Here is a 24,915-nt window from a genome sequence, read left to right as displayed (position 1 = left end):
TGATCAGCACGAGGTCAGCATGGTTGCAGAGTCCGACCGACTGCCGAGGTGGAGCTGGTGGCTACCGTTGCCGCTGCTGCACCTGGGAACCTGGATATCCCTGTCGACCCAGTTCGCCAGCGGTGCCGCGCTCTGCTACCTGCCGTTCGCCCTGGGCCTGTGCTGCGTGCTCTGGTGGGGGCCGCGGGTGCTGCCGGCGCTCTATCTCAATGCTGTGCTGAGTGCTCCGCTGTGGGGGCTGGACTGGCGCCTGGCGCCGCTGCACGCACTGCCGGAGACCCTGGCCGTGCTGCTGGCCTGGCTGGCGCTGGGTAATCGGGGCGATGTGGCCCTGCCCAATGTGCGCAACCTCTGGCGTCTGATCCTGCTGGGCATCCTCGGGCCGGCCTTGCTGCTGGCGCTGGGTGTGCAAGGCAGCCTGCTGCTGGCCGGGCAGCAGCGCATCGATGGCCTGGCGCAGGCCCTGCTCAACCTGTGGCTGCTCGACAGTCTGTCCGCCCTGGCCCTGAGCCTGCCGCTGCTGGCCTGGCTGACGCCCTGGCTGCGCCGGCGCAACTGGGCACTGCCGGCCCGGCGCAGCCGAGACGAGCCGCCTATCGCGCTGCAGCTGCCCTGGTGGTTGGTGCTGTCGGTGCTCGTCGTGCTGCCACTGGCCTTCCATCTGCTGCCGCTGCTGTTGCTGTTGCCCGTGGTGGCCGGCGTGCTGGCGGGCCTGGCCCTGTTGCGGGGTTTTGTCGGTGCCTTGCTGGGCGTGGTTTCGACCGTGCTGGCGGCGCTGCTGTTGCCTTTGTACCTGCCGTTTGCCTGGCAGGCCGAGCATGGCGCCGAAACTTATCTGTCCCTCCTGTTGCTGGTGATCGCCGCGCTGCTGATCGGGCGCGCCCTGAGTGATCTGCACGATATCCGCCAGCGCGGCAGCGACCTGCAGAAGGAACTGGCGCTGGCCAACCTGGCGCTGCAGGCCTGTCCCCTGGGGGTGTCGATTTCCGATCTGCGCCAGCCCGGGGTGCCCTTCATCTACTGCAACCCGGCGCTGGAGCGCATCAGCGGTTATACGCGCAAGGAGATCATCGGCGCGTCCAGCCGCCTGCTGATCGAGCAGGACGAATCGCAGAGCGGCCTGTTGCGGGTACGCCATGCCATTCGCAGCGGCGTGGTGCACCAGGAAGTGCTGCGCAACTATCGCAAGAATGGCCAGTGCTTCTGGAACGAGGTGACGGTGGCGCCCTTGCTCGACGAGTACGGCCAGGTCAGCCATGTAGTGGCGCTCAATCACGATGTCAGCGAGCGCGAACGTATCGCCGCCGAACTGGCGCAACGCCGCGAGGAACTGCTGCGCCAGACCCATCTGCTGAGCCAGACCGAGGCGGTGGCCGATATCGGTGGCTGGGTGCTGGATCTGGCGACCCAGCGCATGTACTGGACCGATGGCTGCTTTCGCCTCAATGAGCTGGATCCGGCCGGCGGTGCGCCGGATATGCAGGGCTCGCTGGATCGCTACGATGCCCCCAGCCAGAAGCTGATGAGCGAGGCTCTGGAGCGGGTGCAGGCGAGCGGTGAGCCGTTCGATCTCGAAGTGCGCCTGCTCGGCGCCCGCGGCACGGCGCGCTGGGTGCGCCTGAAGGGTTTCGCCGAGCGCGATGGCGAGCAGGTTGTGCGGTTGTACGGGGCGATCCAGGACATCGGTGAACGCAAGCGCGCCGAGCGCCAGCTGCGCGAGCGTGACGAGTGGTTGCGGCTGTTCTTCGAAGCCCCGTTGATCGGCATGGCCATGATCGGCCCGCAGCGCCAGTGGCTGGAGGTGAACTTCAAGCTGTGTCAGATCCTCGGGCGCAATCGCGAGGAGCTGCTGGCCGGGCATTGGTCGGACATCACCCATGCCGACGACCTGGCTGGCGAGGAGCGGCTGTTCGCCGCCATGCACGCTGGCGAATGCGACGACTATGAGCTGGAGAAGCGCTTTCTGCGCAAGGACGGCAGCGCGGTCCACACCCGCCTGAGCCTGCGTGCGGTGCGCGGCCCGGAGGGACAGCTGGAAGCCTGTCTGAGCTTGGTCGAGGACATCACCGCCCGGCATGAGGCCGAGGCGCGTTACCGCACCCTGGTCGAACACGCCCCCGAGGCCATCCTGCTGTACAGCCCGGATGGCGGCGTGCTCGACGCCAATGCCAATGCCCTGCGTCTGTTCCGTTGCAGCCGGGACGAACTGCTCGGGCGCAAACCCGCCGAGCTCAGCCCGGCGCGCCAGGCGGATGGCTCCGCCTCGGAGGAACTCGGCCGGCGCCAGGTTCAGGCGGCCATCGCCGGCGAAACGCCGGTCTTCGAGTGGTTGCACCGGGACCTGGCCGGCCGCGTGCTGCCCTGCGAAGTGCGCCTGGTGCGCATGCCGGGCGAACCGCTGCTGATCCGCGCCAGCATCACCGATATTTCCGAGCGCCAGCGCTACCAGCGCGAGATCGAACGGCTGGCCTACAGCGACGAGCTGACCGGCCTGCCCAATCGCCGCCTGCTTCAGGACCGCCTGCAGCAGGCCATGGCCCGCGAGCGCCGTGAAGGTACCTTCGGGGCGCTGCTGTTCATCGACCTGGACCACTTCAAGACGGTCAACGACAGCCTCGGCCACCCGGTTGGCGATGCCCTGCTGCGCGAGGTCACCACACGGCTGGGCCGTTGTCTGCGCGCCGAGGACACTCTGGCCAGGCTTGGCGGCGACGAGTTCGTGGTGCTGCTGGAAACCCTGGCGGACCACCAGGCGCTGGCGGCCGAGCTGGCGGCCGAAGTCGGCGAGAAGCTGCTGGACGGCCTGCAGGGCAGCTTTCAGGTGGCCGGTCACGATCTGGCGGTGACGGCCAGCATCGGCATCACCCTGCATCCACTGGCCAATCAGGATGCCGCCGACGCGCTCAAACAGTCGGATACCGCCATGTACCGGGCCAAGAACTCCGGGCGCAATGCCCTGCACTTCTTCGCCGCCGAGATGCAGGCGGTGATCGACCAGCGCCTGCAATTGCAGAGCGAGCTGCGCCAGGCCATCGCCCGCGGCCAGCTGTCGCTGATGTTCCAGCCACAGCTGGTGCTGGACAGCGGACAGGTCGCCGGCGCCGAGGTGTTGCTGCGCTGGAGCCACCCGGAACGTGGCGAGATCCCGCCGAGCCAGTTCATTCCGCTGGCCGAGGAGACCGGGCTGATCCAGGAGATCGGCGACTGGGTGCTGCAGCGTGCCTGCGCCTATCTCGGCGACTGGCAGCGGCGCTGGCCGCAGCTGGTGCTGGCAGTCAACCTCAGCCCGCGCGAACTGCGCCGGGCCGACTGTGCCGAACGTGTGTGCGCCTGCCTGGAGCAGCACGGCCTGCCGGCCTCTGGCCTGGAGCTGGAGATCACCGAGGGCGTGCTGCTGGAGGATGTCGAGCACTGCATCGCCACCATGCACGCGCTCAAGAACCTGGGCGTGCGCTTCGCCATCGACGACTTCGGTACCGGCTATTCCTCGCTGACCTACCTCAAGCGCCTGCCGCTGGATCGGCTGAAGATCGATCGCAGCTTCATCAGCGATCTAGAGGGCGAGGACAGTGGGCGCATGCTGGTGGAAACCATCCTGGTCATCGCCCGCAACCTCGGCCTGGAATGCGTCGCCGAAGGTATCGAGAACGACGCCCAGCTGGAGTGGCTGCGCCAGCACGGCTGCGCCCTGGGCCAGGGCTACCATTTCGGCCGGCCGCTGGGCGAGCGCGAGTTTCTTGAGTGGATGGTGGCGCACGGTTAGTGGCGCACGGCAAATGCGCGTGCGGCTGGCGGCGCAGGGCTGGGGTGACGAGCCTTGTGCCGCGGGACGGCGGGCGTTCAGCCGCGGCCGCGAGTCCTGGTCTGGTGGGGCATGGCGTTCTTTTCCAGGTACTGGATGATGATCCCGGCCACGTCCTTGCCGGTGGTAGTCTCGATGCCTTCCAGGCCGGGCGAGGAGTTCACTTCCATCACCAGTGGACCATGGTTGGAGCGCAGGATGTCCACACCAGCCACCGACAGGCCCATGACCTTGGCCGCGCGAATGGCGGTCATGCGTTCTTCCGGGGTGATCTTGATCAGGCTGGCCTGGCCGCCGCGATGCAGGTTGGAGCGGAACTCGCCGGGCTTGGCCTGGCGCTTCATCGCCGCGATGACCTTGTCGCCGACTACGAAGCAGCGGATATCGGCGCCGCCGGCTTCCTTGATGTACTCCTGCACCATGATGTTCTGCTTCAGGCCCATGAAGGCCTCGATCACCGATTCGGCGGCTTTTTCCGTCTCGCAGAGCACCACGCCGATGCCCTGGGTGCCTTCCAGCACCTTGATCACCAGCGGCGCGCCGTTGACCATCTGAATCAGGTCGGGAATGTCGTCCGGTGAGTGGGCGAAGCCGGTCACCGGCAGGCCGATGCCCTTGCGCGACAGCAGTTGCAGCGAGCGCAGCTTGTCGCGCGAGCGGCTGATGGCCACCGACTCGTTGAGCGGGAACACGCCCTGCATCTCGAACTGGCGCAGCACCGCGCAGCCGTAGAAGGTGACCGAGGCACCGATGCGTGGAATCACCGCGTCGAAGCCTTCCAGCGCCTGGCCGCGATAATGGATCTGCGGTTTGTGGCTGGCGATGTTCATGTAGGCGCGTAGGGTGTCGATCACCTGCATCTCGTGCCCGCGCTGCTGGCCGGCCTCCAGCAGGCGGCGGGTCGAATACAGACGCGGGTTGCGCGACAGAATGGCGATCTTCATTGGGCACCGGAGGGTGAGGTGAGCAGGGGTTTGTCTTGCACGTAGGTCAGCGCCGGGTTGACCACCAGTTGGCCTTCGATCAGCGCCTTGGCGCCGAGCAGCACCCGGTAGCGCATGGTCTTGCGACAGGCCAGGGTGAAGTCCACCGGCCACTGCCGGTCGCCGAGGGATAGCAGCGTGCGGATCACGTAGCGGGTCTGGGCCTGGCCGTTGGAGCTCTTGATGGTCTTCATCGTCACCAGTGGCGCTTCGCAGACATGGCGGCGTTGCACCAGGGTGCCGAAATGAGCGGTGAAACGCACCCAGCGCTCGCCATCGCGCTCGATCAGACTGATGTCGCTGGCATGCAGCGCGGAGGTGCTGGCGCCGGTATCGATCTTCGCCCGCAAGCCGACCATGCCCAGGTCGGGCAGGTTGATCCATTCGCGCAGGCCGATCACCGACAGTTGGTCGAAAGTCTTCAAGGCAGGCTTTCCCGGAAAATTGGAAGGATTCTAGCTGTGCCATGTGACAACGGCATCAGGCAAGATTCAGACCTGTGAAGGAGGAATGCATGAGCAGCAAAGACGACGACAAGGTACGCCTGGACAAGTGGCTGTGGGCCGCGCGCTTCTACAAGACCCGCAACCTGGCCAAGGAGGCCATCGAGGGCGGCAAGGTGCACTGCCGCGGCGAGCGCTGCAAGCCGGGCAAGGAGCCGAAGATCGGTGACCAGTACGTGATCCGCACCGGCTTCGAGGAGCGCACGGTGACAGTGCGCGCGCTGTCCATGGTGCGCCGTGGTGCGCCCGAGGCGCAGCTGCTCTACGAGGAAACGCCCGACAGCATCGCTCGCCGTGAAGAGGTGGCGGCGCTGCGCAAGGCCGGGGCGCTGGGAGTGCAGACCGAGGGGCGGCCGAACAAGAAGCAGCGGCGCCAGTTGCTCGGTCTGCGTGACTGACTCAGCGGCTGCGCAGCACGCCCAGACGACCTACGACCGGCAGCTTCTGCAGCAGTGGCAGCAGCGGCTGGCACAGGCGCTCCAGGCCGTTGGCGATCCAGCTGGCCAGCGGCGTGCAGTAGGCCCAGGCGAAACTGAGCAGGGCGATGAACACGCCGCCAACGGCTACGTCCACCAGCCAGTGGGCGCCGGTGACCAGACGCGGCAGCATGAAGAACAGCACCAGGCCGATGCTCATGGCCAGTTTCCAGCCGCGTGCGAACATGGCCATGAACAGGCCCCAGAGCAGCAGCACCGAGGCATGGTCGCCGGGGAAGCTGCGGCTGGAGCGGTCCTTGAGCTCGAACACTCGCTCCAGACCTGGGAACGACTCACTCAGGCGGATGGCGCCAGGTACCTGCGCTGAGGCGCTGGCGTGCTGCCAACCCATTGCCATGGCGAACTTGGTGAACAGCACGCGCACTACGAGCAGCACGGCAAGCATGGCGAGAAAGTGCAGGAAGGCGGGGCGCAACTCGTGCGCGCGGAACACCCAGCGCGGGTGAATCAGCAGGGTCAGCATCAGTGCCCCGACCAGGATGTCGCACAGGCGGATGCTGGTCAGCGCCCACAGCCAGTCCCACAGCGGGTGCTGGTTGAGCGTGCCGTTGAGGGTCTGGAATACCCAGAGATTGGCGGCGTCCCACAGCGTGCGGGTGGCGGGCATTTGCCAACTGGCGAGCAGCGCCAGCCCCAGCAGGTTGAGGCCGATCAACGCCGGCCATCGCCAGGCAGCTTGGATACGTAGGTCTTTGTCCATAAAATTCACCTCCTTCTTATAGTCCTTTACAAAGGCGCGCTTTATAAGCCTCTGTCATCGACTTGTCATCTCTACCTGATAACTGGCAGCCCAATGCACGATACCGATCACACCCAGCGTTTCCTGTTCGACGACACCGATGTGCGCGGCGAGCTGGCCAGTCTTGGCGAGAGCTACCAGCATGTGCTGGCCAAGCATCCCTATCCGCAGCCGGTGGCGCAGTTGCTGGGTGAGATACTCGCGGCTGCGGCGCTGCTGGTTGGCACCTTGAAGTTCGACGGCCTGCTGATTCTGCAGGTGCGTTCGTCCGGTGCCGTGCCGCTGCTGATGATCGAGTGCTCCAGCGAGCGCGAGGTGCGCGGTATCGCCCGCTACCATGCCGAGCAGATCGCCGCCGACGCCGGTTTGCGCGAGCTGATGCCGGATGGCGTGCTGGCGCTGACCGTCGATCCCAAGCAGGGCCAGCGCTACCAGGGTATCGTCGATCTGGAAGGCGACACCCTGGCCGAGTGCCTGTCGGCCTACTTCGCCACCTCGGAACAACTGGCCACCCGCTTCTGGCTGCATGCCGACGGCCAGCGCGCCCGCGGCCTGCTGCTGCAGCAGCTGCCGGTGGATCGCCTGCCCGATGCCGACGAGCGTGCTGCCAGCTGGGAGCACCTGCTGACCTTGGCCAATACCCTGAGTGCAGAAGAGCTGCTGGGCCTGGACAACGAGACGGTGCTGCACCGCCTCTATCATCAGGAAGCCGTGCGCCTGTTCGAGCCGCAGCCACTGTGCTTCCGCTGCAGCTGCTCGCGGGAGCGTTCGGCCAGGGCGCTGGTCAGCCTGGGCGAGGCCGATGCCAACGTCCTGCTGGGCGAGCACGGTGGCAAGGTGGTGATCGATTGTCAGTTCTGCAACCAGCGTTATGACTTCGATGCCGCCGACGTGACACAGCTATTTGCCGGTGGCGGCAGCGAGGCGCCCTCGGGAACTCGGCATTAGTCCGATAGCCGAACTCTATCAACGGCCATAGCGGACAAGAGGCTGCCAAGGAAAGAGCTTTTCTGGCATACTCCCGCGACTTTTTTATCGCTGTAGTGGTGCCGAGCGCCCACTACACAAGTTTGGAAGACTCGGCCGCGGCCGACGGGGACCCCTCATGACGCAAGCCAATACCGCCGTTTACACCAACATCAGCGCTGCCCAACTGGTCGAAGAGGCTATTCGCCGCGGCGAGGGTGAGCTGGCCGCCAATGGTTCCCTGGTCGTTCGTACCGGTCATCGCACCGGCCGCTCGCCGGTCGACCGCTTCATCGTCCAGGAGCCGAGCACCGAGTCCAAGATCGCCTGGGGCCCGATCAACCGCCCGTTCCCGGCCGAGAAGTTCGATGCCCTGTGGGACCGCGTCGAGGCTTTCAACAACGCCCAGGAGCACTTCGTCTCCTATGTGCATGTCGGTTCCGCCGATGCCCACTACCTGCCGGTCAAGATGACCACCCAGACTGCCTGGCAGAACCTGTTCGGCCGTTGCCTGTTCATCAATCCGGAAACCTACAACCCGAGCGCCAAGGCTGAGTGGCAGATCCTCAACGTCGCCAACTTCGAGTGCGTGCCTGAGCGCGACGGCACCAACTCCGACGGCTGCGTGATCCTCAACTTCGCCGCCAAGAAGGTTCTGATCGCTGGCATGCGCTACGCCGGTGAAATGAAGAAGGCCATGTTCTCCGTACAGAACTTCCTGCTGCCGGAAGCCGACGTGCTGCCGATGCACTGCGCGGCCAACATCGGTGAAGAGGGCGACGTGACCCTGTTCTTCGGCCTGTCCGGCACCGGCAAGACCACCCTGTCCGCCGACGAAAGCCGTTACCTGATCGGTGACGACGAGCACGGCTGGGGCGAGGGCGTGGTGTTCAATATCGAAGGTGGCTGCTACGCCAAGTGCATCGACCTGTCCGAGAAGAACGAGCCGGTGATCTGGAAAGCCATCCAGTTCGGCGCCGTACTGGAAAACGTCGTGCTCGACGAGAATCGCGTACCGAACTACGCCGACGACAGCCTGACCCAGAACAGCCGCGCAGCCTACCCGCTGGAGCTGGTCGAGAAGCGCTCCGAGAAGAACCTCGGCGGCGAGCCGAATGCCGTGATCTTCCTGACCTGCGACCTGACCGGCGTACTGCCGCCGGTGTCGATCCTCAGCGAAGAGCAGGCGGCCTACCACTTCCTGTCCGGCTACACCGCGCTGGTCGGTTCCACCGAGATGGGCAGCGGCGGCGGCATCAAGTCGACCTTCTCCACCTGCTTCGGTGCGCCGTTCTTCCCGCGTCCGGCCGGCGAATACGCCGAGCTGCTGATCAAACGCATCCGTGGCTTCGGCTCCAAGGTCTACCTGGTCAACACCGGCTGGACCGGCGGTGGCTACGGCGTCGGCAAGCGCTTCAACATCCCGACCACCCGTGGCGTGATCGCAGCCATCCAGAGCGGTGCGCTGATCGGTGCTGAAACCGAGCAACTGCCGATCATCAACCTGAGCGTGCCGAAGGCCGTGCCGGGCGTCGAAACCAACCTGCTCAACCCGCGTAACACCTGGGCTGACGGCAACGCCTACGACGAGGCGGCCAAGGGCCTGGCCCAGCAGTTCATCGAGAACTTCAAGAAGTTCGACGTGTCCGACGCCATCCGCAACGCCGGCCCGCAGCTGTAAGCTGCAGGCCAATGAAAAAGCCGCCCGAGGGCGGCTTTTTTGTGCGCTGTCGACAGGCGATCAGGCACGGGTTGCAACGTAGGGCTCCGGCCTGGCCGGATCGGTCTCGGGCCGCTCTGGGCGGCTGGGTGTTTCTGCGATGTTCTGGGCCCGATCGTTGCGCTGTTGCACTTCGCGCAGTTCCGTAGCGGTCTCCAAGGGACTCGGCTGGCTATCGACTTCGCTTTCGCTGGCTACTGCCAGATAGGTCTCGATCTGCCGTTGCTGGGTGTTGGCGCTGTAGATCTGCGTGGCGGTACCACGGCGCTCGGTCTGGCTCAGTTCACGGCTTTCCTGGCGCTCGCTGACTCGGTCGGAAGCCTGGTCCACGGCCTTGTTCACCTGTTCGGGATTGGCCGGGCCGAACTTGTTGACGACCTGCGTCGAGAGGGGCAGATTGCCGTTGTTGCCGGTTATCTGCATCAATGCTCTCCCTGTGGTTGCCTAGTTTCACTGTAATCCAGGGCCGCAGGAGAGCATTAGATTGATTGGCGATAGCCCCGCGTGGCTATGGAAGACAGCCGGGCTGGGTGCGCTGCAGGCAAGGACTGGCGGGCTCTGCCAGTGCGCCGGGATTGAGCAGGCTGGTAAGGATCAGCAGGACTGGAGCGAAGCGTTTCATGGCGGCCTCCCAAATGGTCAATGGAGGACTGCTGGCGGCTTCAGTCGATCACCTCGGCGCCCAGGATCGTCGGATCAGGCAGGGCGGCGGGCATCGGACAGATCTGCAGGTATTTGATGCTCTCGCGTGGAATCAGTAGCAGATCACCGTCCACCTCGATGCTTAGAAAAGGCGACTCCAGCTGTTTGCGCAAGCTGCGGGCAACATCGACAGGGTCTTCACTCTGTTTGGGGAAGCGCAGTGCCAGGCGTTGGCCGTCCTGGAAATACAGGTACAGATTCTTCAGCGGCTTCATGGGGGCTCCTGTGCGGGCGCCCCGTGGGCGTCCCTAGCTGCGGTCGGCCAGTACGCCGATCAGGAAGAAGACTAGTAGCAGCACCGGCGACAGGGTGAAGTTATTGAAGTAACCCAGTCCCTTGGCCAGCCAGGGCGTCAGGAAGACGATGGCCAGGCCGTAGCCGATGGCGCAGACCAGTACGAAGATCAGCGTGCGCAGGACGAAATTGAGGCCGCTGATGGAGCGCTGTACCCAGGCATTGATGCCAGGCCCGAACAACACGAACAGGGTGGCCATGATGGCCAGGGAAATGTCGTACAGGTTGCCGCGGCACCAGCGTGAGAGGGTGGCGATCAGGTCGAGTACGAGATCCATCGGGTGTCCTTGTTGTGATTATGGAGGTGCCGGCAGTTTACCGTCTGTCGGTCGGGCTGCGGTAGGCGCAAGCGCCAGGCCCTCGGCTCGCCAAACGGTCGCCCGGCTCCGTTTGCGAGCGGGGCTTAGGGCAGAAAATGCTGCAGCAGGTCGTTGAGGAACAGCTGGCCTTCGCGGGTGGCGACCAGGCGTGCCGGGTCGCGTACCAGTAGCCCGCGCGTTTCGGCCTCGCGGCGCGCTGCGTCCAGGCTGGCCAGGGGCTGGCCGGTGCGCTGGGTGAACAGCTCGGCGGCGACGCCATCGCTCAGGCGCAGGACGTTCATCAGAAACTCGAAGGGCAACTCCTCGGCATCCAGCATCCGCTCGCCAGCCTGGAAGGCTTTGCCCGGGGCGAGGTAATCCTTGGGCAGGCGGGTCTTCCAGGTGCGCTGGATGCGTCCGCCCGGCGCGCTGAGCTTGGCGTGGGCGCCGGCGCCGATGCCGAGGAAGTCACCGAAGGTCCAGTAGTTGAGGTTGTGGCGTGCCGCGCGCCCCGGCTGGGCGTAGGCGGAAACTTCGTACTGCAGGTAGCCGTGCTCGGCCAGCAGGGCCTGGCCGGCTTCCTGGATATCCCACAGCAGGTCGTCTTCGGGCAGCTGCGGCGGCTGGCTCCAGAACACCGTGTTGGGTTCCATGGTCAGCTGGTACCAGGACAGATGCGTCGGTGCCTGGGCGATGGCGGTGCGCAGGTCGAACAGGGCGTCCTCAATGCTCTGCTCGGGCAGGCCGTGCATCAGGTCCAGATTGAAGTTGTCGAAGCCGGCGGCGCGCGCCATATCGGCGGCGCGGATTGCCTCGTTACCATCGTGGATGCGGCCCAGGGCCTTGAGTTTGGCTTCCTGGAAGCTCTGCACGCCGATGGACAGACGGTTGATGCCCAGGCTGCGGTAGTCGCGGAACTTGGCTTGCTCGAAGGTGCCGGGGTTGGCCTCCAGAGTGATCTCGATATCACTGGCGAACGGCACGCGCTGTTCCACTCCCTGCAGCAGCCGGCCCAGTGCCTTGGCCGAGAACAGGCTGGGCGTGCCGCCGCCGAAGAAGATCGAGGTCAGTGGACGGCCGTGGACGTGACCGAGGTCGGCGTCCAGGTCGGCGAGCAGGGCGTCGACATATTCTTCCTCGGGCAGGCTCGGCCCGGCAGCGTGGGAATTGAAGTCGCAGTACGGGCATTTGCGCACGCACCAGGGGATATGGATATACAGCGCGAGTGGGGGAAGCTGGAAGCTCCACTCCCCGGTCATTGTCTCCGGGGGTGGAGGGGAGGGTTGCTGGCTCACACCAACCCCAGGCGCTGCTTGAGCAGGGCCATGGCGCGGGCGCGATGGCTAAGCTGGTTCTTCTCCGCGGGCGCGAGTTCGGCGCTGGAGCACTGGCGCTCCTCGACCCAGAACAGCGGGTCGTAGCCGAAGCCGTTGGCGCCGCGCGCCTGGCGCAGGATGCGCCCGTGCCAGAGTCCTTCGCAGAGGATCGGCAGCGGGTCGTCGGCGTGGCGCACCAGCGCCAGGGCGCAGACGAACTGGGCACTGCGCTCGGCGTCCGCCACGTCCTTCAGGGCGTCCAGCAGCTTGGCGTTGTTGGCCGCGTCGCCCTGACCGTCGGCGTAGCGCGCCGAGTAGATGCCGGGGGCGCCGCCGAGCACATCCACCGCCAGGCCGGAGTCGTCGGCCAGCGCCGGCAGGCCGGACACGCGGGCTGCGTTGCGCGCCTTGAGGATGGCGTTCTCGACGAAGGACAGGCCAGTCTCTTCCGGCTCCACGCTAGAGAATTCGCCGACCGAGCGTACGCGCACGGCGTCGCCCAGCATGGCCTGGAGTTCCTTGAGCTTGCCGGCGTTGTGGCTGGCCAGCACGAGTTCGGTGAAAGGCATCATTCGTCCGGGAACACTTCCTGGTTGAAGGTGAGGGTGTGCGGGGCGGCGTCGCCGAGTTGTACCTGGATGCTGAAGGTCAGGATCTCGCGCTCGCGCAGAGGGAACTCGGCCAGGTAGTAGACGGCGCCGCTTTCCAGCACCTGCTTGAACTGCAGCTCGCTGGTCTGGCCCAGCAGGTTCTTCAGCGTACCGCTGACCTTGGCCGGTTGGCCCTTGCCGCCCTTGAGTGCGGCGATGTTGAGCACGCCGACCGTCTTGCTGCGGGTCAGCCCCGCAGCCGCGGCGATGTCCGGTTGCAGGAAGCTGGAGTTGAACACGCTGTAGTGCACATCCAGTTCGCCGAAGGTTTCTTTGCGCTCGGCGGCGGCGGGCAGGGCGATGAGCAGGCATAGCAGCAGGGATGCGAAATGGCGCATGGTGATCCTCCGTGGCGTCGGGCGGGTTAGATGGCTACGCGGTGATCGGCCAGGCCGGCCCCGCAGACGCGATAGATACCGATCTCACCCAGTAGATTAGGCCAGATCCGGCTGGCCCAGCCGTGGCGATGCTCGCGGTCGACAGCCAGGCGCTCCTCGATGCGCGCACCCTGCTGGCGGCACAGGCGCTCGAAATCCTCGAAGGTGCAGAAGTGGATGTTCGGCGTGTTGTACCAGGTGTACGGCAGGAAGTCGGAAACCGGCATACGGCCCTTGCTGGAGAGATACCAGCGGCAGCGCCAGTGGCCGAAGTTGGGGAAGGTGATGATGCAGGTCTTGCCGACCCGCAGCATTTCCGCCAATACCTTGTCCGGGTAGCGCAGGGCCTGCAGCGACTGGGTCATGACCACCACGTCGAAGCTGTTGTCGGCAAAGTTGCCCAGGCCTTCGTCGAGGTTCTGCTCGATCACGTTGACCCCGCGCTCGATGCAGGTGGCGATTTTCTCCGGGTCGATCTCCAGGCCATAGCCGCTGACCTGCTTGTGCTGGCGCAGCCAGGCCAGCAGTTCGCCGTCGCCGCAGCCGAGGTCGAGTACCTGGCTGCCGCTCGGAATCCACTCCTGGATGATGTCCAGATCCGCGCGCATGCTCATACCTCGATCCGATTCATGTAGGCGCCGAAACCCTGGAGATAGCGCGGAATCGGCATGAGAAAGGCGTCATGGCCCTGCGGTGCGTCGATCTCCAGGTAGCAGACGTTCTTTTTCGCCGCCAGCAGGGCGTCGACGATCTCTCGCGAGCGTGCCGGCGAAAACCGCCAGTCGGTAGTGAACGACATCAGGCAGAAGTCCGCCTTGACGTTGGCCAGGGTCTTGGCCAGATCGTCACCATGGGCGGCGGCCGGGTCGAAGTAGTCCAGCGCCTTGGTCATCAGCACGTAGGTGTTGGCATCGAAACGCCCTGAGAACTCCTCGCCCTGGTAGCGCAGGTAGCTCTCGACCTGGAACTCGACGCTGTGGAAGTCGTAGTTGAGCTTGTCGGTCTTCAGTTCGCGGCCGAATTTCTCGCCCATGGCGTCGTCCGACAGGTAGGTGATGTGGCCGACCATACGCGCCAGCATCAGGCCGCGCTTGGGAATCACGCCGTGCTCCTGGAAGTGCCCGCCGTGGAATTCCGGGTCGGTGAGGATGGCCTGGCGCGCCACTTCGTTGAAGGCGATGTTCTGCGCAGACAGCTTGGGTGCCGAGGCGATGCACAGGCAGTGGCGGATACGCTCGGGATAGCTGATGGCCCACTGCAGGGCCTGCATGCCGCCGAGGCTGCCGCCGACCACTGCGGCCCATTGCTGGATGCCGAGCAGATCGGCCAGGCGCGCCTGGCTATGTACCCAGTCTTCCACGGTCATCACCGGGAAGTCGGCGCCGTAGGGCTTGCCGCTGGCCGGATTGAGGCTGGACGGGCCGGTGGAGCCGTTGCAGCCGCCGAGGTTGTTGAGGCTGACGACGAAGAACTTGTCGGTGTCGATCGGTTTGCCCGGGCCGATGCAGCTGTCCCACCAGCCCGGCTTGCGGTCTTGCGAGCTGTGATAGCCGGCGGCATGGTGATGGCCGGAGAGGGCGTGGCAGATCAGTACGGCATTGCTAGCGCTGGCATTGAGCGTGCCGTAGGTCTCGTAGACCAGTTGGTAGTCGGCCAGGCTGCGCCCACAGACCAGTGCCAGCGGTTCGCTGAAGCGAGCGCTCTGCGGCGTGACCAGGCCAACGGAATCGGCGGGAAAATCAGTTGGCATCGACCCTGCTCTCGTTCGAGGAAGTGCAGCAGTCTAAAGAGCACGGCCCCCGGCAGCAAGCGCCGGAGGCCGTGGGCAAGTGCCTGAATCTAGGGGCTTTCAGGCCTGGTCCGAGGCACTCTGCGAGCGGATCGCGGTAGGCAGGCTGACGACCTTGCCCTGGCGCTGGATGGGGGCCGGTCGGCGCAGCGCGCGGAGCATCTCGTTGGCCTGGGCCAGCTGGGTTTCCAGCTGTGCGGTGTAGCCGGCCAGTTGCTGGCCACGCTGGCGCGCCTGCTGGGTTTCCTGGGCCAGGGCCTTGAGTCGCAGCATGTGGGTTTCCAGCAACTGCTTGTGCTCCAGGGTGTGCTGCATCAGCGGCATCAGCGCGTCGCTGGCCCACTGCTCGGCGTCGTTGCGCAGGCGCTGGTGCAGGCCGATGACTTCCTGCACCAGGGTGGCGAAGAAGCGCCGGGTCAGGCTGCGCTGCTCGGTGAGCAGGGTCTTCAGGTGCAGGCGGAACTGGTCGGCCTTGTCGCGCAGCTGTTTCAGCTCGCGCTGGTAGCGCTGGCTGTTGAACTGCGGGGCGTCGACGCCGTGCAGCGGGTTTTCCTCGTTGTGCCGACGGTAGATGGCGGCAACCATCTTGTTGGCCATCTCGGCCTCCTGGGCCAGGTTGCCGAGGTCGTGATCGACATTGCGGAAGAACTGCACGATGGCCTGGTTGATGCCCAGGGTGGTCCAGCTGCTGCCCAGGCCCTGGCGCACCTGGGCCAGGTGCTGCTCCAGGCGTTCCGGGCGTACCGCGGCGCGCAGCAGTTCGCCCTGGCGACGCAGCAGGCGCTGGTTGGTCTTCAGGCCGAGCAGGCGCTTGTGATGCTGGCTGTGGTCGTCCTTGGTCTTGGCGGTCAGCTCGAATAGCAACTGGCCGTTGTCGTTCTGGTGGGTGGTCAGCAGGTGCTGCTGCTCGCGCACTTTTTCCAGGCGCAGGCTGAGCACATGCTGGCTGTTGTTGAGCAGGGCCAGCACCTGATTGACCACGCGGTCTTCGAGCAGGCGTTCCTTCTGCGCGACGATGCGCTCGCACAACAGGTTTTCCAGGTTGGCCAGTTGGCTACGGGCGAGCAGCGCCTCGTCGTTGCGCACCTTGGCCAGCAGCGCCTGCTTGGCCGATAGCGGCAGCACGCTGGCGGCGGGGATGCCGAGCTGCTTGGCCGTGGTGCTCTGCACCAGGCCGATGGCCTTCTGCACGAATTCCTCGCCGGCCAGGTCGTCCCACAGGATGTCGATCTTGTTCAACACGGCGAACAGGCTGGCCTGGGTGTCTTCGTCGAGCTGGCGGATGTGCTCTTGCCAGATCGCCATGTCGCTGGCGGTGACGCCGGTATCGGCGGACAGCAGGAAGATGATCGCCTGGGCGCTCGGCAGCATCGACAGGGTCAGCTCCGGCTCGGAGCCGAGGGCGTTCAGGCCGGGGGTGTCGAGAATGCGCAGGCCCTGGCGCAGCAGCGGGTGGTCGAAATTGACCATGGCGTGGCGCCAGGCCGGTACCAGTACCTGGCCGGGTTTGCCGGTCGACTCCAGCATCTCCGGCAGGAAGCCGAGCTGGATCGCCTGCTCCACCGCCATCGGCTTGGTCTTGGCCACCTGGGCGAAGGCCAGGGCCATGCTGCTGGGATCGCTGGGGTCCAGCGGGATGTTCACCCAGTGCCGCGGGATACGCTTGAACTGCGCCACGCTGGCGTCGGTCATGCGCGTTTCGATGGGCAGCAGGCGGATATAGGAACGTTCCGAGCGCGGGTCGAAGAACAACTCGGTGGGGCACATGGTGGTGCGCCCGGCCTGGGACGGCAGCATGCGCTGGCCGTATTCGGAGAAGAACAGGCTGTTGATCAGCTCGGTCTTGCCGCGCGAGAACTCGCCGACGAAGGCCAGGGTGATGTGATCGGTACGCAGCAGGCGCAAGGCGCGCTCCAGGCGCGTGTCCATCGCATCCGAGCCGAGGCGGTTGTGCGCCAGCCAGCTGCGATAGCGGGTGATCTCGCGCATCAGCTCGCGCTTCCAGGCTACGTAGGCATCGACCTGCTGACTGAGACGTTCCATGCTCATCCTGGCGCTCCTCTGGGGTTGCGCATCCTGCGGTAGGCGGGCTGTCGGTGGCGCCGCGAAAATGTGCGGAGCTTCGCCGAAGATGCCCGCATTATGCGGAGGCTGTAGCAGGCGTCAATTGCGCTGGTTCACAACTCCGGCCCGGTGGTTGCTCAGGACGACCGAGCGGTCAGTCCCGGCAGGGCAGGCAACTGGCGCGGCGCCTGGATACGCACTCGCTTCTGTCGGTTCAGTTCGCCGCTCTCCAGACGCACCTGGCTCTTGGCCACGCCGAATGCCTGGCCGAGAAACGCCAGCAGCTGGGCGTTGGCCTTGCCGTCCACCGGCGGCGCGGTGAGGCGGATCTTCAGGCGCTCGCCGTGCAGACCGGCGAACTCGTCCTTGCTCGCCTTGGGTTGCAGATGGCAATCGAGTAGCAGGTCGTCGCCGTCCCAGCGGAACCAACTCACATCAGCAGGCCGAGTACCGCCGGCATGTGGCTCATGGCTGCCAGGTTCTTGACCACCAGCATGTCTATCAGGTTGATCGCGATGAAGGCGAAGATCGGCGAGATATCCAGGCCGCCGAGGCTCGGCAGCAACTTGCGGAAGGGCGCCAGCAGCGGCTCGCAGATCTGATTGACCAGCTGGGCGCCGGGGTTGTAGCTACCCGGTGCGACCCAGGACAGGATCACGCTGATGATCAGGGCGAAGAAGAAGATCTTGAGGAACAGCGAGGTCACCCCGATCACGGCCCATACCAGCAGCTGCAGTGGGTTGCCCAGCGTGCCGTAAGCCAGCAGCAGGGTCAGCCCCATGATCACCAGCTGTACCAGAATGGCCAGCAGCAGCGAGGCCAGGTCGAGGCCGCCGAAGCCAGGGATGATCCGCCGCAGCGGCTTGAGCAGCGATTGGGTGGCCTTGACGGCAAACTGGCTGAGCGGGTTGTAGAAGTCGGCACGTACCAGCTGCAGGACGAAGCGCAGCAGGACGATCAGCAGGTAGAGGCTGCCGAGGGTCTGCAGGACGTAGATGGCGGCGGTGTTCAGTCCGTTCATGAGGGTTCCTTATTGGCCCAGTTGTTCGGCAAGTTCTGCGGAGCGGCTGGCGGCGGCATTCAGCGCCTGTTGCACCAGGGCCTCGAAGCCGCCGGCCTGGAAGCTCTTGATCGCCGCTTCGGTGGTGCCGTTGGGCGAGGTGACCCGGCGCCGCAGCTCGGCGGCATCGACATCGCTCTCGCAGGCCATGCGTGCAGCGCCTAGGGCGGTCTGCAGCGTCAGCTGGGCGGCGGTGGCGCGGGGCAGGCCGAGCTGTTCGCCGGCGGCGGTCATCGCCTCGATCAGCAGGAAGAAATAGGCCGGGCCGCTGCCGGAGACGGCAGTGACCGCATCGATCAGGTGTTCCTCGTCGAGCCACAGGGCCAGGCCCACGGCGCTCAACAGCTGCTCGGCCTGCTGGCGCTGCGCGGCGGACACCTTGGCGTTGGCAAACAGCCCGCTGACGCCCTGGCGCAGCAGCGCCGGGGTGTTGGGCATGCAGCGCACGATGGCGACGTCACCGAGCCAGTTGTTCAGGCTGGCGCAGGTGATGCCGGCGGCGATGGATACGATCAGTTGGTTAGGTTGCAGGCTGGGCGCCAGGGTCTGGCATACACTCTTGAGTACCTGCGGCTTGGTCGCCAGCACCACCAGGTCGGCACCGCTGACGGCGTCGGCGTTGCTCTTGAACAGCTCGATACCGTATTCGCTGGCGACCTTGGCGCGCTGCTCGGCGCCCGGATCGCTGGCGCGGATATGGCTGGCCGGGATGCCCTGCGCCAGTAGGCCGCCGATCAGGCTGGTGGCCATGTTGCCGGCGCCGATGAAGGCGATACGCGGGTGGCTCATTGTTCGCTTCCTTTATTGGTGGTGCCGTAGTCGCGGCTGCCGAACAGCGCCGTGCCGATGCGTACCCAGGTGGCGCCTTCGGCCACGGCGGCCTCCAGATCCTGACTCATGCCCATGGACAGGCAGTCGAGATCCAGGTTCAGCGCGTCGCGCAGGCGGCGCAGCTCGGCGAGTGGTGCGCGTTGGAGCAGTGGGTCGTCGCTCGGTTCGGGGATTGTCATCAATCCACGCAGTTTCAGGTGTGGCAGTTGTGTAACGGTCCGTGCCAGTGCCGGCAGCTCTTGCGGCGTGCAGCCGGATTTGCTGGCCTCGCCGCTGACATTCACTTGCAGGCAGATGTTCAGTGGCGGCAGGTGCGCGGGGCGTTGTTCGGACAGGCGCTGGGCGATCTTCAGGCGGTCTACGGAGTGCACCCAGTCGAAGTGTTCGGCCAGCGCCTTGGTCTTGTTCGATTGAATGGGGCCGATGAAGTGCCAGATCAAGTCCAGGTCGCTCAGTTCGGCCTGTTTGCTCAGGGCTTCCTGCAGGTAGTTTTCACCGAAGTCGCGCTGGCCGCTGGCGAAGGCGTCGCGAATGGCGGCGGCGGGTTTGGTCTTGCTCACGGCGAGCAGGCCGATTGCCGCCGAATCGCGCTGCGAGGCTTGCGCCGCCTCACGGATACGCGCGCGAACCTTTGCAATATTCTCTGCTATCGTGGACATTACTTGCGCTCTATAGCCCGCCCATCAGGGGTCTGCGGCATTCTACCTGCTTGCATGTGATTGGGGAGTCCCATGGATATTACCGAGCTGCTCGCCTTCAGCGCCAAGCAAGGCGCGTCGGACCTGCACCTCTCGGCGGGTCTGCCGCCGATGATTCGAGTCGACGGTGACGTACGGCGGATCAACCTGCCGCCGATGGACCACAAACAGGTCCATGCGCTGATCTACGACATCATGAACGACAAGCAGCGCAAGGATTACGAGGAATTCCTCGAGACCGACTTTTCCTTCGAGGTGCCCGGTGTCGCTCGTTTCCGGGTCAACGCCTTCAACCAGAACCGCGGCGCCGGCGCCGTGTTCCGGACCATTCCATCCAAGGTCCTGAGCATGGAAGACCTGGGCATGGGCGAGGTGTTCAAGAAGATCACCGACGTGCCGCGCGGCCTGGTACTGGTTACCGGCCCGACCGGTTCGGGCAAGTCGACCACCCTGGCGGCCATGCTCGACTACCTGAACAACAACAAGTACCACCACATCCTCACCATCGAAGACCCGATCGAATTCGTTCACGAGTCGAAGAAGTGCCTGGTCAACCAGCGTGAGGTGCACCGCGATACGCACGGCTTCTCCGAGGCTCTGCGTTCGGCCCTGCGTGAAGACCCGGACATCATCCTGGTGGGTGAGATGCGCGATCTGGAGACCATCCGCCTGGCGCTGACAGCCGCGGAAACCGGTCACTTGGTATTCGGCACCCTGCACACCACCTCTGCGGCCAAGACCATCGACCGCGTGGTCGACGTGTTCCCTGCCGAGGAGAAGTCCATGGTTCGCTCCATGCTCTCCGAATCGCTGCAGGCGGTGATTTCGCAGACCCTGCTGAAGAAGGTCGGCGGCGGCCGCGTGGCGGCGCACGAGATCATGATCGGCACCCCGGCGATTCGTAACCTGATCCGCGAGGACAAGGTGGCGCAGATGTATTCGGCCATCCAGACCGGCGGCTCGTTGGGCATGCAGACCCTTGATGCCTGCCTGAAGAACCTGCTGAGCAAAGGTCTGATCGCTCGCGAGAGTGCTCGCGAGAAAGCCAAGACACCGGAAAACTTCTAAAAACAAGGCGGCTCAAGTCGCCACAGCTGAAAGACACGGGCGGGAAAGATGGAATTTGAAAAACTGTTGCGTCTGATGGTGGAGAAGGGTGGTTCCGACCTGTTCATCACCGCCGGCGTACCACCGTCGATGAAGGTCAACGGCAAGATCATGCCGGTGACCAAGAATCCCATGTCGCCGGAGCAGACCCGCGAAACGGTGCACTCGGTGATGAACGAGCAGCAGCGCCGCGAGTTCACCGAGAACCACGAATGCAACTTCGCCATCAGCGCTCGCGGCGTTGGTCGCTTCCGCGTCAGTGCCTTCTACCAGCGCAACCTGGCGGGCATGGTGCTGCGCCGCATCGAGACCAATATCCCGACCCTCGACGATCTCAAGTTGCCCGAGGTGTTGAAGAAGCTGGCGCTGACCAAGCGCGGCATGGTGCTGTTCGTCGGTGCTACCGGTACCGGTAAGTCCACCTCGCTGGCGGCGATGATCGGCTACCGTAATAAGAACACCAGTGGCCACATCATCTCCATCGAAGACCCGATCGAGTACATCCACCAGCACCAGAACTGCATCGTCACCCAGCGCGAAGTCGGCATCGACACCGAGTCCTTCGAGGTGGCGCTGAAGAACACCCTGCGCCAGGCGCCGGACGTGATTCTGATCGGCGAGATCCGCACCCGCGAGACCATGGACTACGCGGTGGCCTTCGCCGAAACCGGTCACCTGGCGCTGGCCACCCTGCACGCCAACAACGCCAACCAGGCGCTGGACCGGATCATCAACTTCTTCCCGCCGGACCGGCACAACCAGGTGTGGATGGATCTGTCGCTCAACCTCAAGGCCATCGTCGCCCAGCAACTGGTGCCGACTCCGGACGGCAAGGGCCGCCGCGCGGTGATCGAGGTGTTGATCAACACCCCGCTGGCCGCCGACCTGATCCGCAAGGGCGAGGTGCACGAGCTCAAGGCGCTGATGAAGCGCTCCACCGAGCTGGGCATGCAGACCTTCGACCAGGCCCTGTACAACCTCTATAGCCAGGGCGAGATCACCTACGAGGACGCCCTGCTCTACGCCGACTCGGCCAACGACCTGCGCCTGCTGATCAAGCTGGGTTCGGAGACCGATGGCGATCACCTGACCAGCATGAGCCAGGGGCTCAGCCTGGAAGTCAGCGAGGAAGATCCGGGGCGACGCTTTCGCTGATCAAGTGCCTATCCCGCAGAGGCGCTTTGCCTGCCGCAGAGACAGCAGCAGAGCGTCGTAGGCCCACTGGCGGCCTGTCGGATGGTTCCATAGCAGCTCGCTAGGGTGGTCACCGATCAGGACTTTTCGGCCGGCTTCATCCTCCACGAGATGACCATACAGCTTGTCGAATTCGCTGTTGTCGCCCAGCAGTGCCTGGGTCGCTGTTTGTCCCAGTGCCAGGATCGCCTTGGGTTGTAGATGGCTCAGCTCGGTTTGCAGGCAGGGGCGGCAGTGTGCGATTTCTTCTCTTGATGGTTTAAGCAGTTGCTGTCGCGCCCGTGCCTTGATTTCCACCAGTGGATTGAAATGTTTGACCGCGTACGTCAGGTAGACCTGGCTGCGATCCAGCCCGACATCCCGTAGCGCCTGGTCCATAAGCCTTCCTGCGGCGCCTCCGAAGGGGCGGGCACCTGGCTGGTCGGCTAACAGGACAAGGCCGCACTGTTCTGCTGATATGGCTGGCTGTTGCCCCGTTCGTCGTGGGCAGCTCTGGCAGCGTTTTTCGCTGCTCTTCGTGCCGATGACGTGACCAGGCATGTGCGTTACGCCGGCGAACTGGCCGTGCGATTGCCCGCCGCAGCGTGCCTGGCTCATGAGCTCGGGAATTGCCGAACCTTCGGGCAGGTTCTTCCAGAAGCGCACTGGCAGACTTCGCTCCAGGCATTCCTTGTTCAGTCGCGCCGGGTTGAATGTGCTTTTGTAGTAGGCAACCCATAGCCCATCGTCCTCTTCCGCTGCGGCGCGGGCGAGCTCTGTCAGCGCGGGTGGACAGGGCAGGGTGAGTGACATCTTCTCGCCGTTCCAATGGGCGGCCCCTTCAGGCGTGACGATCAGCCAGTGGGTCTTGCCCATGCGTGCGGCGAAGTGCTCGACAGCCAGGTGCAGAATATCGTGGGCGGGTTCGTGCCAGGCGATGAAGCACGGCGACTCCGGGCTTTCGGGGAGGCTGCGAAAGCGCAGGAAAGCATGCGTATGATGGATTTCGCGGCGCACAGCCTTGATCCGCCGATGCAGCTGTGAACCATCCGGGTCACCGGCCAGCATCGCGCTTCGCTCACCTCGGCAGACTCGCCAGAGAATTCGGTAGAGAAGCCCCCAACGGTTATCGCCGCGGAAGCATGCTGCGATCTGGAGTAGCTCGAACAGTTGTCGCGGTATCGGGATGGTTGCGGTCATTGATCGGCCTGGCTGAGCATCCGCTGCACAGAACATGTCGAGAGTGGCGCTGACTTCACCGACTTCCCAGGCAATCTGTTGCGGCTCCATGCCAGCCAGCACCAAACGACGGGCCTCGTTGCGCCAGCCAGCGAAGCTGCCATCGAAGAAGGCTGTGTAGATCACCACAATGCCATCTGTGCAGGTGTGTCGCTGAGCTGGCGGCGCAGTGCGGAAGACTCCAGGCTGGCCTGTTGTGGCCGGTAGTCCTGGGTGACGATGAAGGGCTTGGCCTTGTCCACCGCACAGCGCAGGCGGACCAGATCCAGATAGCGAATGCGCCGTTCCCTGCGTAGATCGACCAGACGCCTGGCGCTGAGTACACCAATGCCCGGTACGCGGGCGATCAGCGCTGCATCGGCGCGGTTCAGGTCGAGCGGGAACTGCTCGCGGTTGGCCAGCGCCCAGGCCAGTTTGGGGTCGATGTCCAGCGCCAGGTTGCCGGGCGTCGCGAGCAGCTCGGTGGCCTGAAACCCGTAGCCGCGCATAAGGAAGTCGGCCTGGTACAGGCGGTGTTCGCGCAACAGTGGGGGAGCCTGGAGCGGCACGCTGTCGGGGCTGTGCGGGATAGGACTGAATGCCGAGTAATACACGCGCTTGAGGCGGTACTTGCCATAAAGATTCTGCGCCGTGTCGAGAATGCTACGGTCGTCGGTATCGTCGGCGCCAACGATCATCTGCGTGCTCTGGCCAGCCGGTGCGAATGCCGGGCCGCGTTTCTCCTCGGTTGCTTCATCGACGCCGAGGCGGATCGCGCCCATGGCCTGCCGGATGCTGCCGACGCTCTTCTCCGGCGCCAGGCGAACCAGGCTGCTCTCGCTGGGCAGCTCGATATTGACGCTGAGGCGGTCGGCGTAGCGTCCGGCCAGCGTGATCAATTCGGGTGAGGCATCGGGAATGGTCTTGAGGTGGATGTAGCCGCGAAACTCGTGCTCTTCGCGCAGCAGGCGAGCCACCTGAACCAGCTGCTCCATGGTGTAGTCGGCCGAGCGGATGATGCCCGAGCTGAGGAACAGGCCGCTGATGCAGTTGCGCCGGTAGAAGTCCAGGGTCAGTTTCACCACTTCCTCGGGCGTGAAGCGGGCCCGTGGAACATCGCTGGAGCGGCGATTGACGCAGTACTGGCAGTCATACAGACAGAAGTTGGTCAGCAGGATCTTCAGCAGCGACACGCAACGCCCGTCAGGCGTGAAGCTGTGGCAGATGCCCATGCCGTTGGTGGCGCCCAGGCCGGACTTGCCGCGCGAGTCGCGTTTGGGGGCGCCGCTGCTGGCGCAGGACACGTCGTACTTGGCCGCGTCGGCCAATACGGTTAGTTTGGTGATCAGTTCCATGGGTCATTAATACTGTTTTTATATACAGTATTCCGCGGGCTGCTTTTCGTGCAAGAGCCCATGCCGACCAATCGTCAGTGCCATATTCAACAAGGAGCTTTTATGCAACGACAGGACACCCACAGCAAGGTCATCGGTTATCTGCTCTGGATCTTCGGCTTCCTCGGCGCGCACCGTTTCTACTACGGCAAGCCGGTGACCGGGACCATCTGGTTCTTCACCCTGGGTCTGCTGTTCATAGGCTGGATCATCGACCTGTTCCTGATTCCGGCGATGGATCGCGAGGCGGATCTGCGTTTTACCGCAGGTGATACCGACTACAACGTGGCCTGGATACTGCTGACCTTCCTCGGCGTATTCGGTGTACACCGCATGTACCAGGGCAAGTGGATCACCGGGATCATCTATCTGTTCACCGGCGGGCTGTTCCTGATCGGCGTGCTGTATGACTTCTGGACGTTGAATACCCAGATATCGATCAAGAATGCCTCGCGAGCTTGAGTCCGCGCCATGAAAAAGCCCGCCAATCGGCGGGCTTTTTCATGTTCATGGTGTTGCGCCTCAGCTCTGATAGCTGATGCGCCCGTCCACCAGGGTGTAGCGCACCTGTCCGGGCAGGCAGTGACCGATGAAGGGGCAGTTGTTGCCCCTGGAGCGCCAGGTTTCGCCGGCCAGGGTCTGGCCCTCGGCATCGAACAGCAGCAGGTCGGCCGGTGCGCCGACGGCCAGGCGCCCGGCGGGCAGGCGCAGGGCCCTGGCCGGGCCGCTGGTC

The 24,915-nt window shown here is 64.7% G+C and carries 26 protein-coding genes; 7 read left to right on the top strand and 19 right to left on the bottom strand.

Features of this window, described 5'->3' with window-relative positions; translation table 11 throughout:
- The first annotated feature begins 19 nt into the window (after positions 1-19).
- A complete protein-coding gene (locus tag AYB31_RS01185; RefSeq protein ID WP_068824957.1) occupies positions 20-3,763 on the top strand; it encodes a sensor domain-containing protein in 3,744 nt (1,247 codons plus the stop codon).
- Between the two features lie 77 nt (positions 3,764-3,840).
- Here the strand turns inward: AYB31_RS01185 and rimK are convergent, their stop codons facing one another.
- Together rimK and rimB are read right to left on the bottom strand one after the other, a co-directional pair.
- The gene (gene rimK, locus AYB31_RS01180; RefSeq protein ID WP_068824955.1) at positions 3,841-4,746 is read right to left on the bottom strand and encodes a 30S ribosomal protein S6--L-glutamate ligase; all 906 of its coding nucleotides are present in this window, start codon (positions 4,744-4,746) and stop codon (positions 3,841-3,843) included.
- The gene (gene rimB, locus AYB31_RS01175) at positions 4,743-5,210 is read right to left on the bottom strand and encodes a retropepsin-like aspartic endopeptidase RimB (protein WP_068824953.1); all 468 of its coding nucleotides are present in this window, start codon (positions 5,208-5,210) and stop codon (positions 4,743-4,745) included. Before rimB ends, rimK begins: the two co-directional genes overlap by 4 nt.
- 89 nt (positions 5,211-5,299) lie before the next feature.
- Here rimB and AYB31_RS01170 point away from each other — a divergent pair, with 89 nt between their 5' ends.
- Positions 5,300-5,686: an RNA-binding S4 domain-containing protein gene (locus tag AYB31_RS01170; protein ID WP_068824951.1), complete on the top strand. Its 387-nt coding sequence runs from the start codon at positions 5,300-5,302 to the stop codon at positions 5,684-5,686.
- Position 5,687: 1 nt separating this feature from the next.
- Here the strand turns inward: AYB31_RS01170 and AYB31_RS01165 are convergent, their stop codons facing one another.
- Positions 5,688-6,485: a phosphatase PAP2 family protein gene (locus AYB31_RS01165; protein ID WP_068824946.1), complete on the bottom strand. Its 798-nt coding sequence runs from the start codon at positions 6,483-6,485 to the stop codon at positions 5,688-5,690.
- Between the two features lie 93 nt (positions 6,486-6,578).
- Here AYB31_RS01165 and hslO point away from each other — a divergent pair, with 93 nt between their 5' ends.
- Together hslO and AYB31_RS01155 are read left to right on the top strand one after the other, a co-directional pair.
- Entirely contained in the window at positions 6,579-7,472 is an 894-nt protein-coding gene (gene hslO, locus AYB31_RS01160) for an Hsp33 family molecular chaperone HslO (protein WP_068824944.1), read from the top strand.
- A 157-nt stretch (positions 7,473-7,629) separates the two neighbouring features.
- Positions 7,630-9,171 carry a phosphoenolpyruvate carboxykinase gene (locus AYB31_RS01155; RefSeq protein ID WP_068824942.1) on the top strand — a complete coding sequence of 514 codons (1,542 nt, stop codon included), beginning with the start codon at positions 7,630-7,632 and terminating at the stop codon, positions 9,169-9,171.
- Positions 9,172-9,231: 60 nt separating this feature from the next.
- On the opposite strand, the gene AYB31_RS01150 is transcribed toward AYB31_RS01155, so the two are convergent.
- The 13 genes from AYB31_RS01150 to AYB31_RS01090 all read right to left on the bottom strand — a co-directional run bounded on the left by AYB31_RS01150 (position 9,232) and on the right by AYB31_RS01090 (position 19,251).
- Entirely contained in the window at positions 9,232-9,633 is a 402-nt protein-coding gene (locus AYB31_RS01150) for a hypothetical protein (RefSeq protein ID WP_068824940.1), read from the bottom strand.
- Between the two features lie 239 nt (positions 9,634-9,872).
- Entirely contained in the window at positions 9,873-10,127 is a 255-nt protein-coding gene (locus tag AYB31_RS01145) for a hypothetical protein (protein WP_068824938.1), read from the bottom strand.
- Positions 10,128-10,160: 33 nt separating this feature from the next.
- Positions 10,161-10,484, bottom strand: coding sequence for a DUF3392 domain-containing protein (locus tag AYB31_RS01140; RefSeq protein WP_068824936.1), 324 nt, complete (start codon positions 10,482-10,484; stop codon positions 10,161-10,163).
- A gap of 125 nt (positions 10,485-10,609) precedes the next feature.
- The gene (gene hemW / locus AYB31_RS01135; protein WP_068824934.1) at positions 10,610-11,764 is read right to left on the bottom strand and encodes a radical SAM family heme chaperone HemW; all 1,155 of its coding nucleotides are present in this window, start codon (positions 11,762-11,764) and stop codon (positions 10,610-10,612) included.
- Positions 11,765-11,796: 32 nt separating this feature from the next.
- The gene (rdgB, locus tag AYB31_RS01130; RefSeq protein ID WP_068824932.1) at positions 11,797-12,393 is read right to left on the bottom strand and encodes an RdgB/HAM1 family non-canonical purine NTP pyrophosphatase; all 597 of its coding nucleotides are present in this window, start codon (positions 12,391-12,393) and stop codon (positions 11,797-11,799) included.
- Entirely contained in the window at positions 12,390-12,809 is a 420-nt protein-coding gene (locus AYB31_RS01125; RefSeq protein ID WP_068824930.1) for a DUF4426 domain-containing protein, read from the bottom strand. Before AYB31_RS01125 ends, rdgB begins: the two co-directional genes overlap by 4 nt.
- Before the next feature lie 26 nt (positions 12,810-12,835).
- Positions 12,836-13,456: a methionine biosynthesis protein MetW gene (metW, locus tag AYB31_RS01120; RefSeq protein ID WP_068824928.1), complete on the bottom strand. Its 621-nt coding sequence runs from the start codon at positions 13,454-13,456 to the stop codon at positions 12,836-12,838.
- 2 nt (positions 13,457-13,458) lie between these two features.
- The gene (gene metX, locus AYB31_RS01115) at positions 13,459-14,598 is read right to left on the bottom strand and encodes a homoserine O-succinyltransferase MetX (protein WP_068824926.1); all 1,140 of its coding nucleotides are present in this window, start codon (positions 14,596-14,598) and stop codon (positions 13,459-13,461) included.
- A 99-nt stretch (positions 14,599-14,697) separates the two neighbouring features.
- A complete protein-coding gene (locus tag AYB31_RS01110; protein WP_068824924.1) occupies positions 14,698-16,686 on the bottom strand; it encodes a dynamin-like GTPase family protein in 1,989 nt (662 codons plus the stop codon).
- A gap of 152 nt (positions 16,687-16,838) precedes the next feature.
- Positions 16,839-17,135 (bottom strand): DUF167 domain-containing protein, encoded by a 297-nt coding sequence (locus tag AYB31_RS01105; protein ID WP_068824922.1) that lies wholly within the window; start codon positions 17,133-17,135, stop codon positions 16,839-16,841.
- Complete coding sequence (locus AYB31_RS01100) at positions 17,132-17,722, bottom strand: YggT family protein (protein WP_068824920.1); 591 nt, start codon at positions 17,720-17,722, stop codon at positions 17,132-17,134. Before AYB31_RS01100 ends, AYB31_RS01105 begins: the two co-directional genes overlap by 4 nt.
- A gap of 9 nt (positions 17,723-17,731) precedes the next feature.
- Entirely contained in the window at positions 17,732-18,550 is an 819-nt protein-coding gene (gene proC / locus AYB31_RS01095) for a pyrroline-5-carboxylate reductase (RefSeq protein WP_068824918.1), read from the bottom strand.
- On the bottom strand, positions 18,547-19,251 hold the full coding sequence (locus tag AYB31_RS01090) for a YggS family pyridoxal phosphate-dependent enzyme (protein ID WP_068824916.1): 705 nt from the start codon (positions 19,249-19,251) through the stop codon (positions 18,547-18,549). Before AYB31_RS01090 ends, proC begins: the two co-directional genes overlap by 4 nt.
- A gap of 72 nt (positions 19,252-19,323) precedes the next feature.
- Here AYB31_RS01090 and AYB31_RS01085 point away from each other — a divergent pair, with 72 nt between their 5' ends.
- Positions 19,324-20,358, top strand: coding sequence for a type IV pilus twitching motility protein PilT (locus tag AYB31_RS01085; protein WP_068824914.1), 1,035 nt, complete (start codon positions 19,324-19,326; stop codon positions 20,356-20,358).
- Positions 20,359-20,406: 48 nt separating this feature from the next.
- On the top strand, positions 20,407-21,552 hold the full coding sequence (locus AYB31_RS01080; RefSeq protein WP_068824912.1) for a PilT/PilU family type 4a pilus ATPase: 1,146 nt from the start codon (positions 20,407-20,409) through the stop codon (positions 21,550-21,552).
- Here AYB31_RS01080 and AYB31_RS21675 read toward each other — a convergent pair whose 3' ends face one another.
- A complete protein-coding gene (locus tag AYB31_RS21675) occupies positions 21,553-22,935 on the bottom strand; it encodes a TIGR03915 family putative DNA repair protein (RefSeq protein WP_161489370.1) in 1,383 nt (460 codons plus the stop codon).
- Positions 22,932-24,143: a putative DNA modification/repair radical SAM protein gene (locus AYB31_RS01070; RefSeq protein WP_068824908.1), complete on the bottom strand. Its 1,212-nt coding sequence runs from the start codon at positions 24,141-24,143 to the stop codon at positions 22,932-22,934. Before AYB31_RS01070 ends, AYB31_RS21675 begins: the two co-directional genes overlap by 4 nt.
- A 102-nt stretch (positions 24,144-24,245) precedes the next feature.
- Here AYB31_RS01070 and AYB31_RS01065 point away from each other — a divergent pair, with 102 nt between their 5' ends.
- Positions 24,246-24,644, top strand: a complete 399-nt coding sequence (locus AYB31_RS01065; protein ID WP_068824906.1) for an NINE protein — start codon at positions 24,246-24,248, stop codon at positions 24,642-24,644.
- Between the two features lie 60 nt (positions 24,645-24,704).
- Here AYB31_RS01065 and AYB31_RS01060 read toward each other — a convergent pair.
- A partial coding sequence (locus tag AYB31_RS01060) for an amidohydrolase family protein (RefSeq protein ID WP_153020618.1) occupies positions 24,705-24,915 on the bottom strand: 211 nt, incomplete at its 5' end.

Source organism: Pseudomonas sp. BMS12 (genome assembly GCF_001592875.1).
GTDB lineage: Bacteria > Pseudomonadota > Gammaproteobacteria > Pseudomonadales > Pseudomonadaceae > Aquipseudomonas.
The sequence above is the reverse complement of the archived record's forward strand: the minus strand, read 5'-3'. Positions and strand labels throughout refer to the sequence as shown.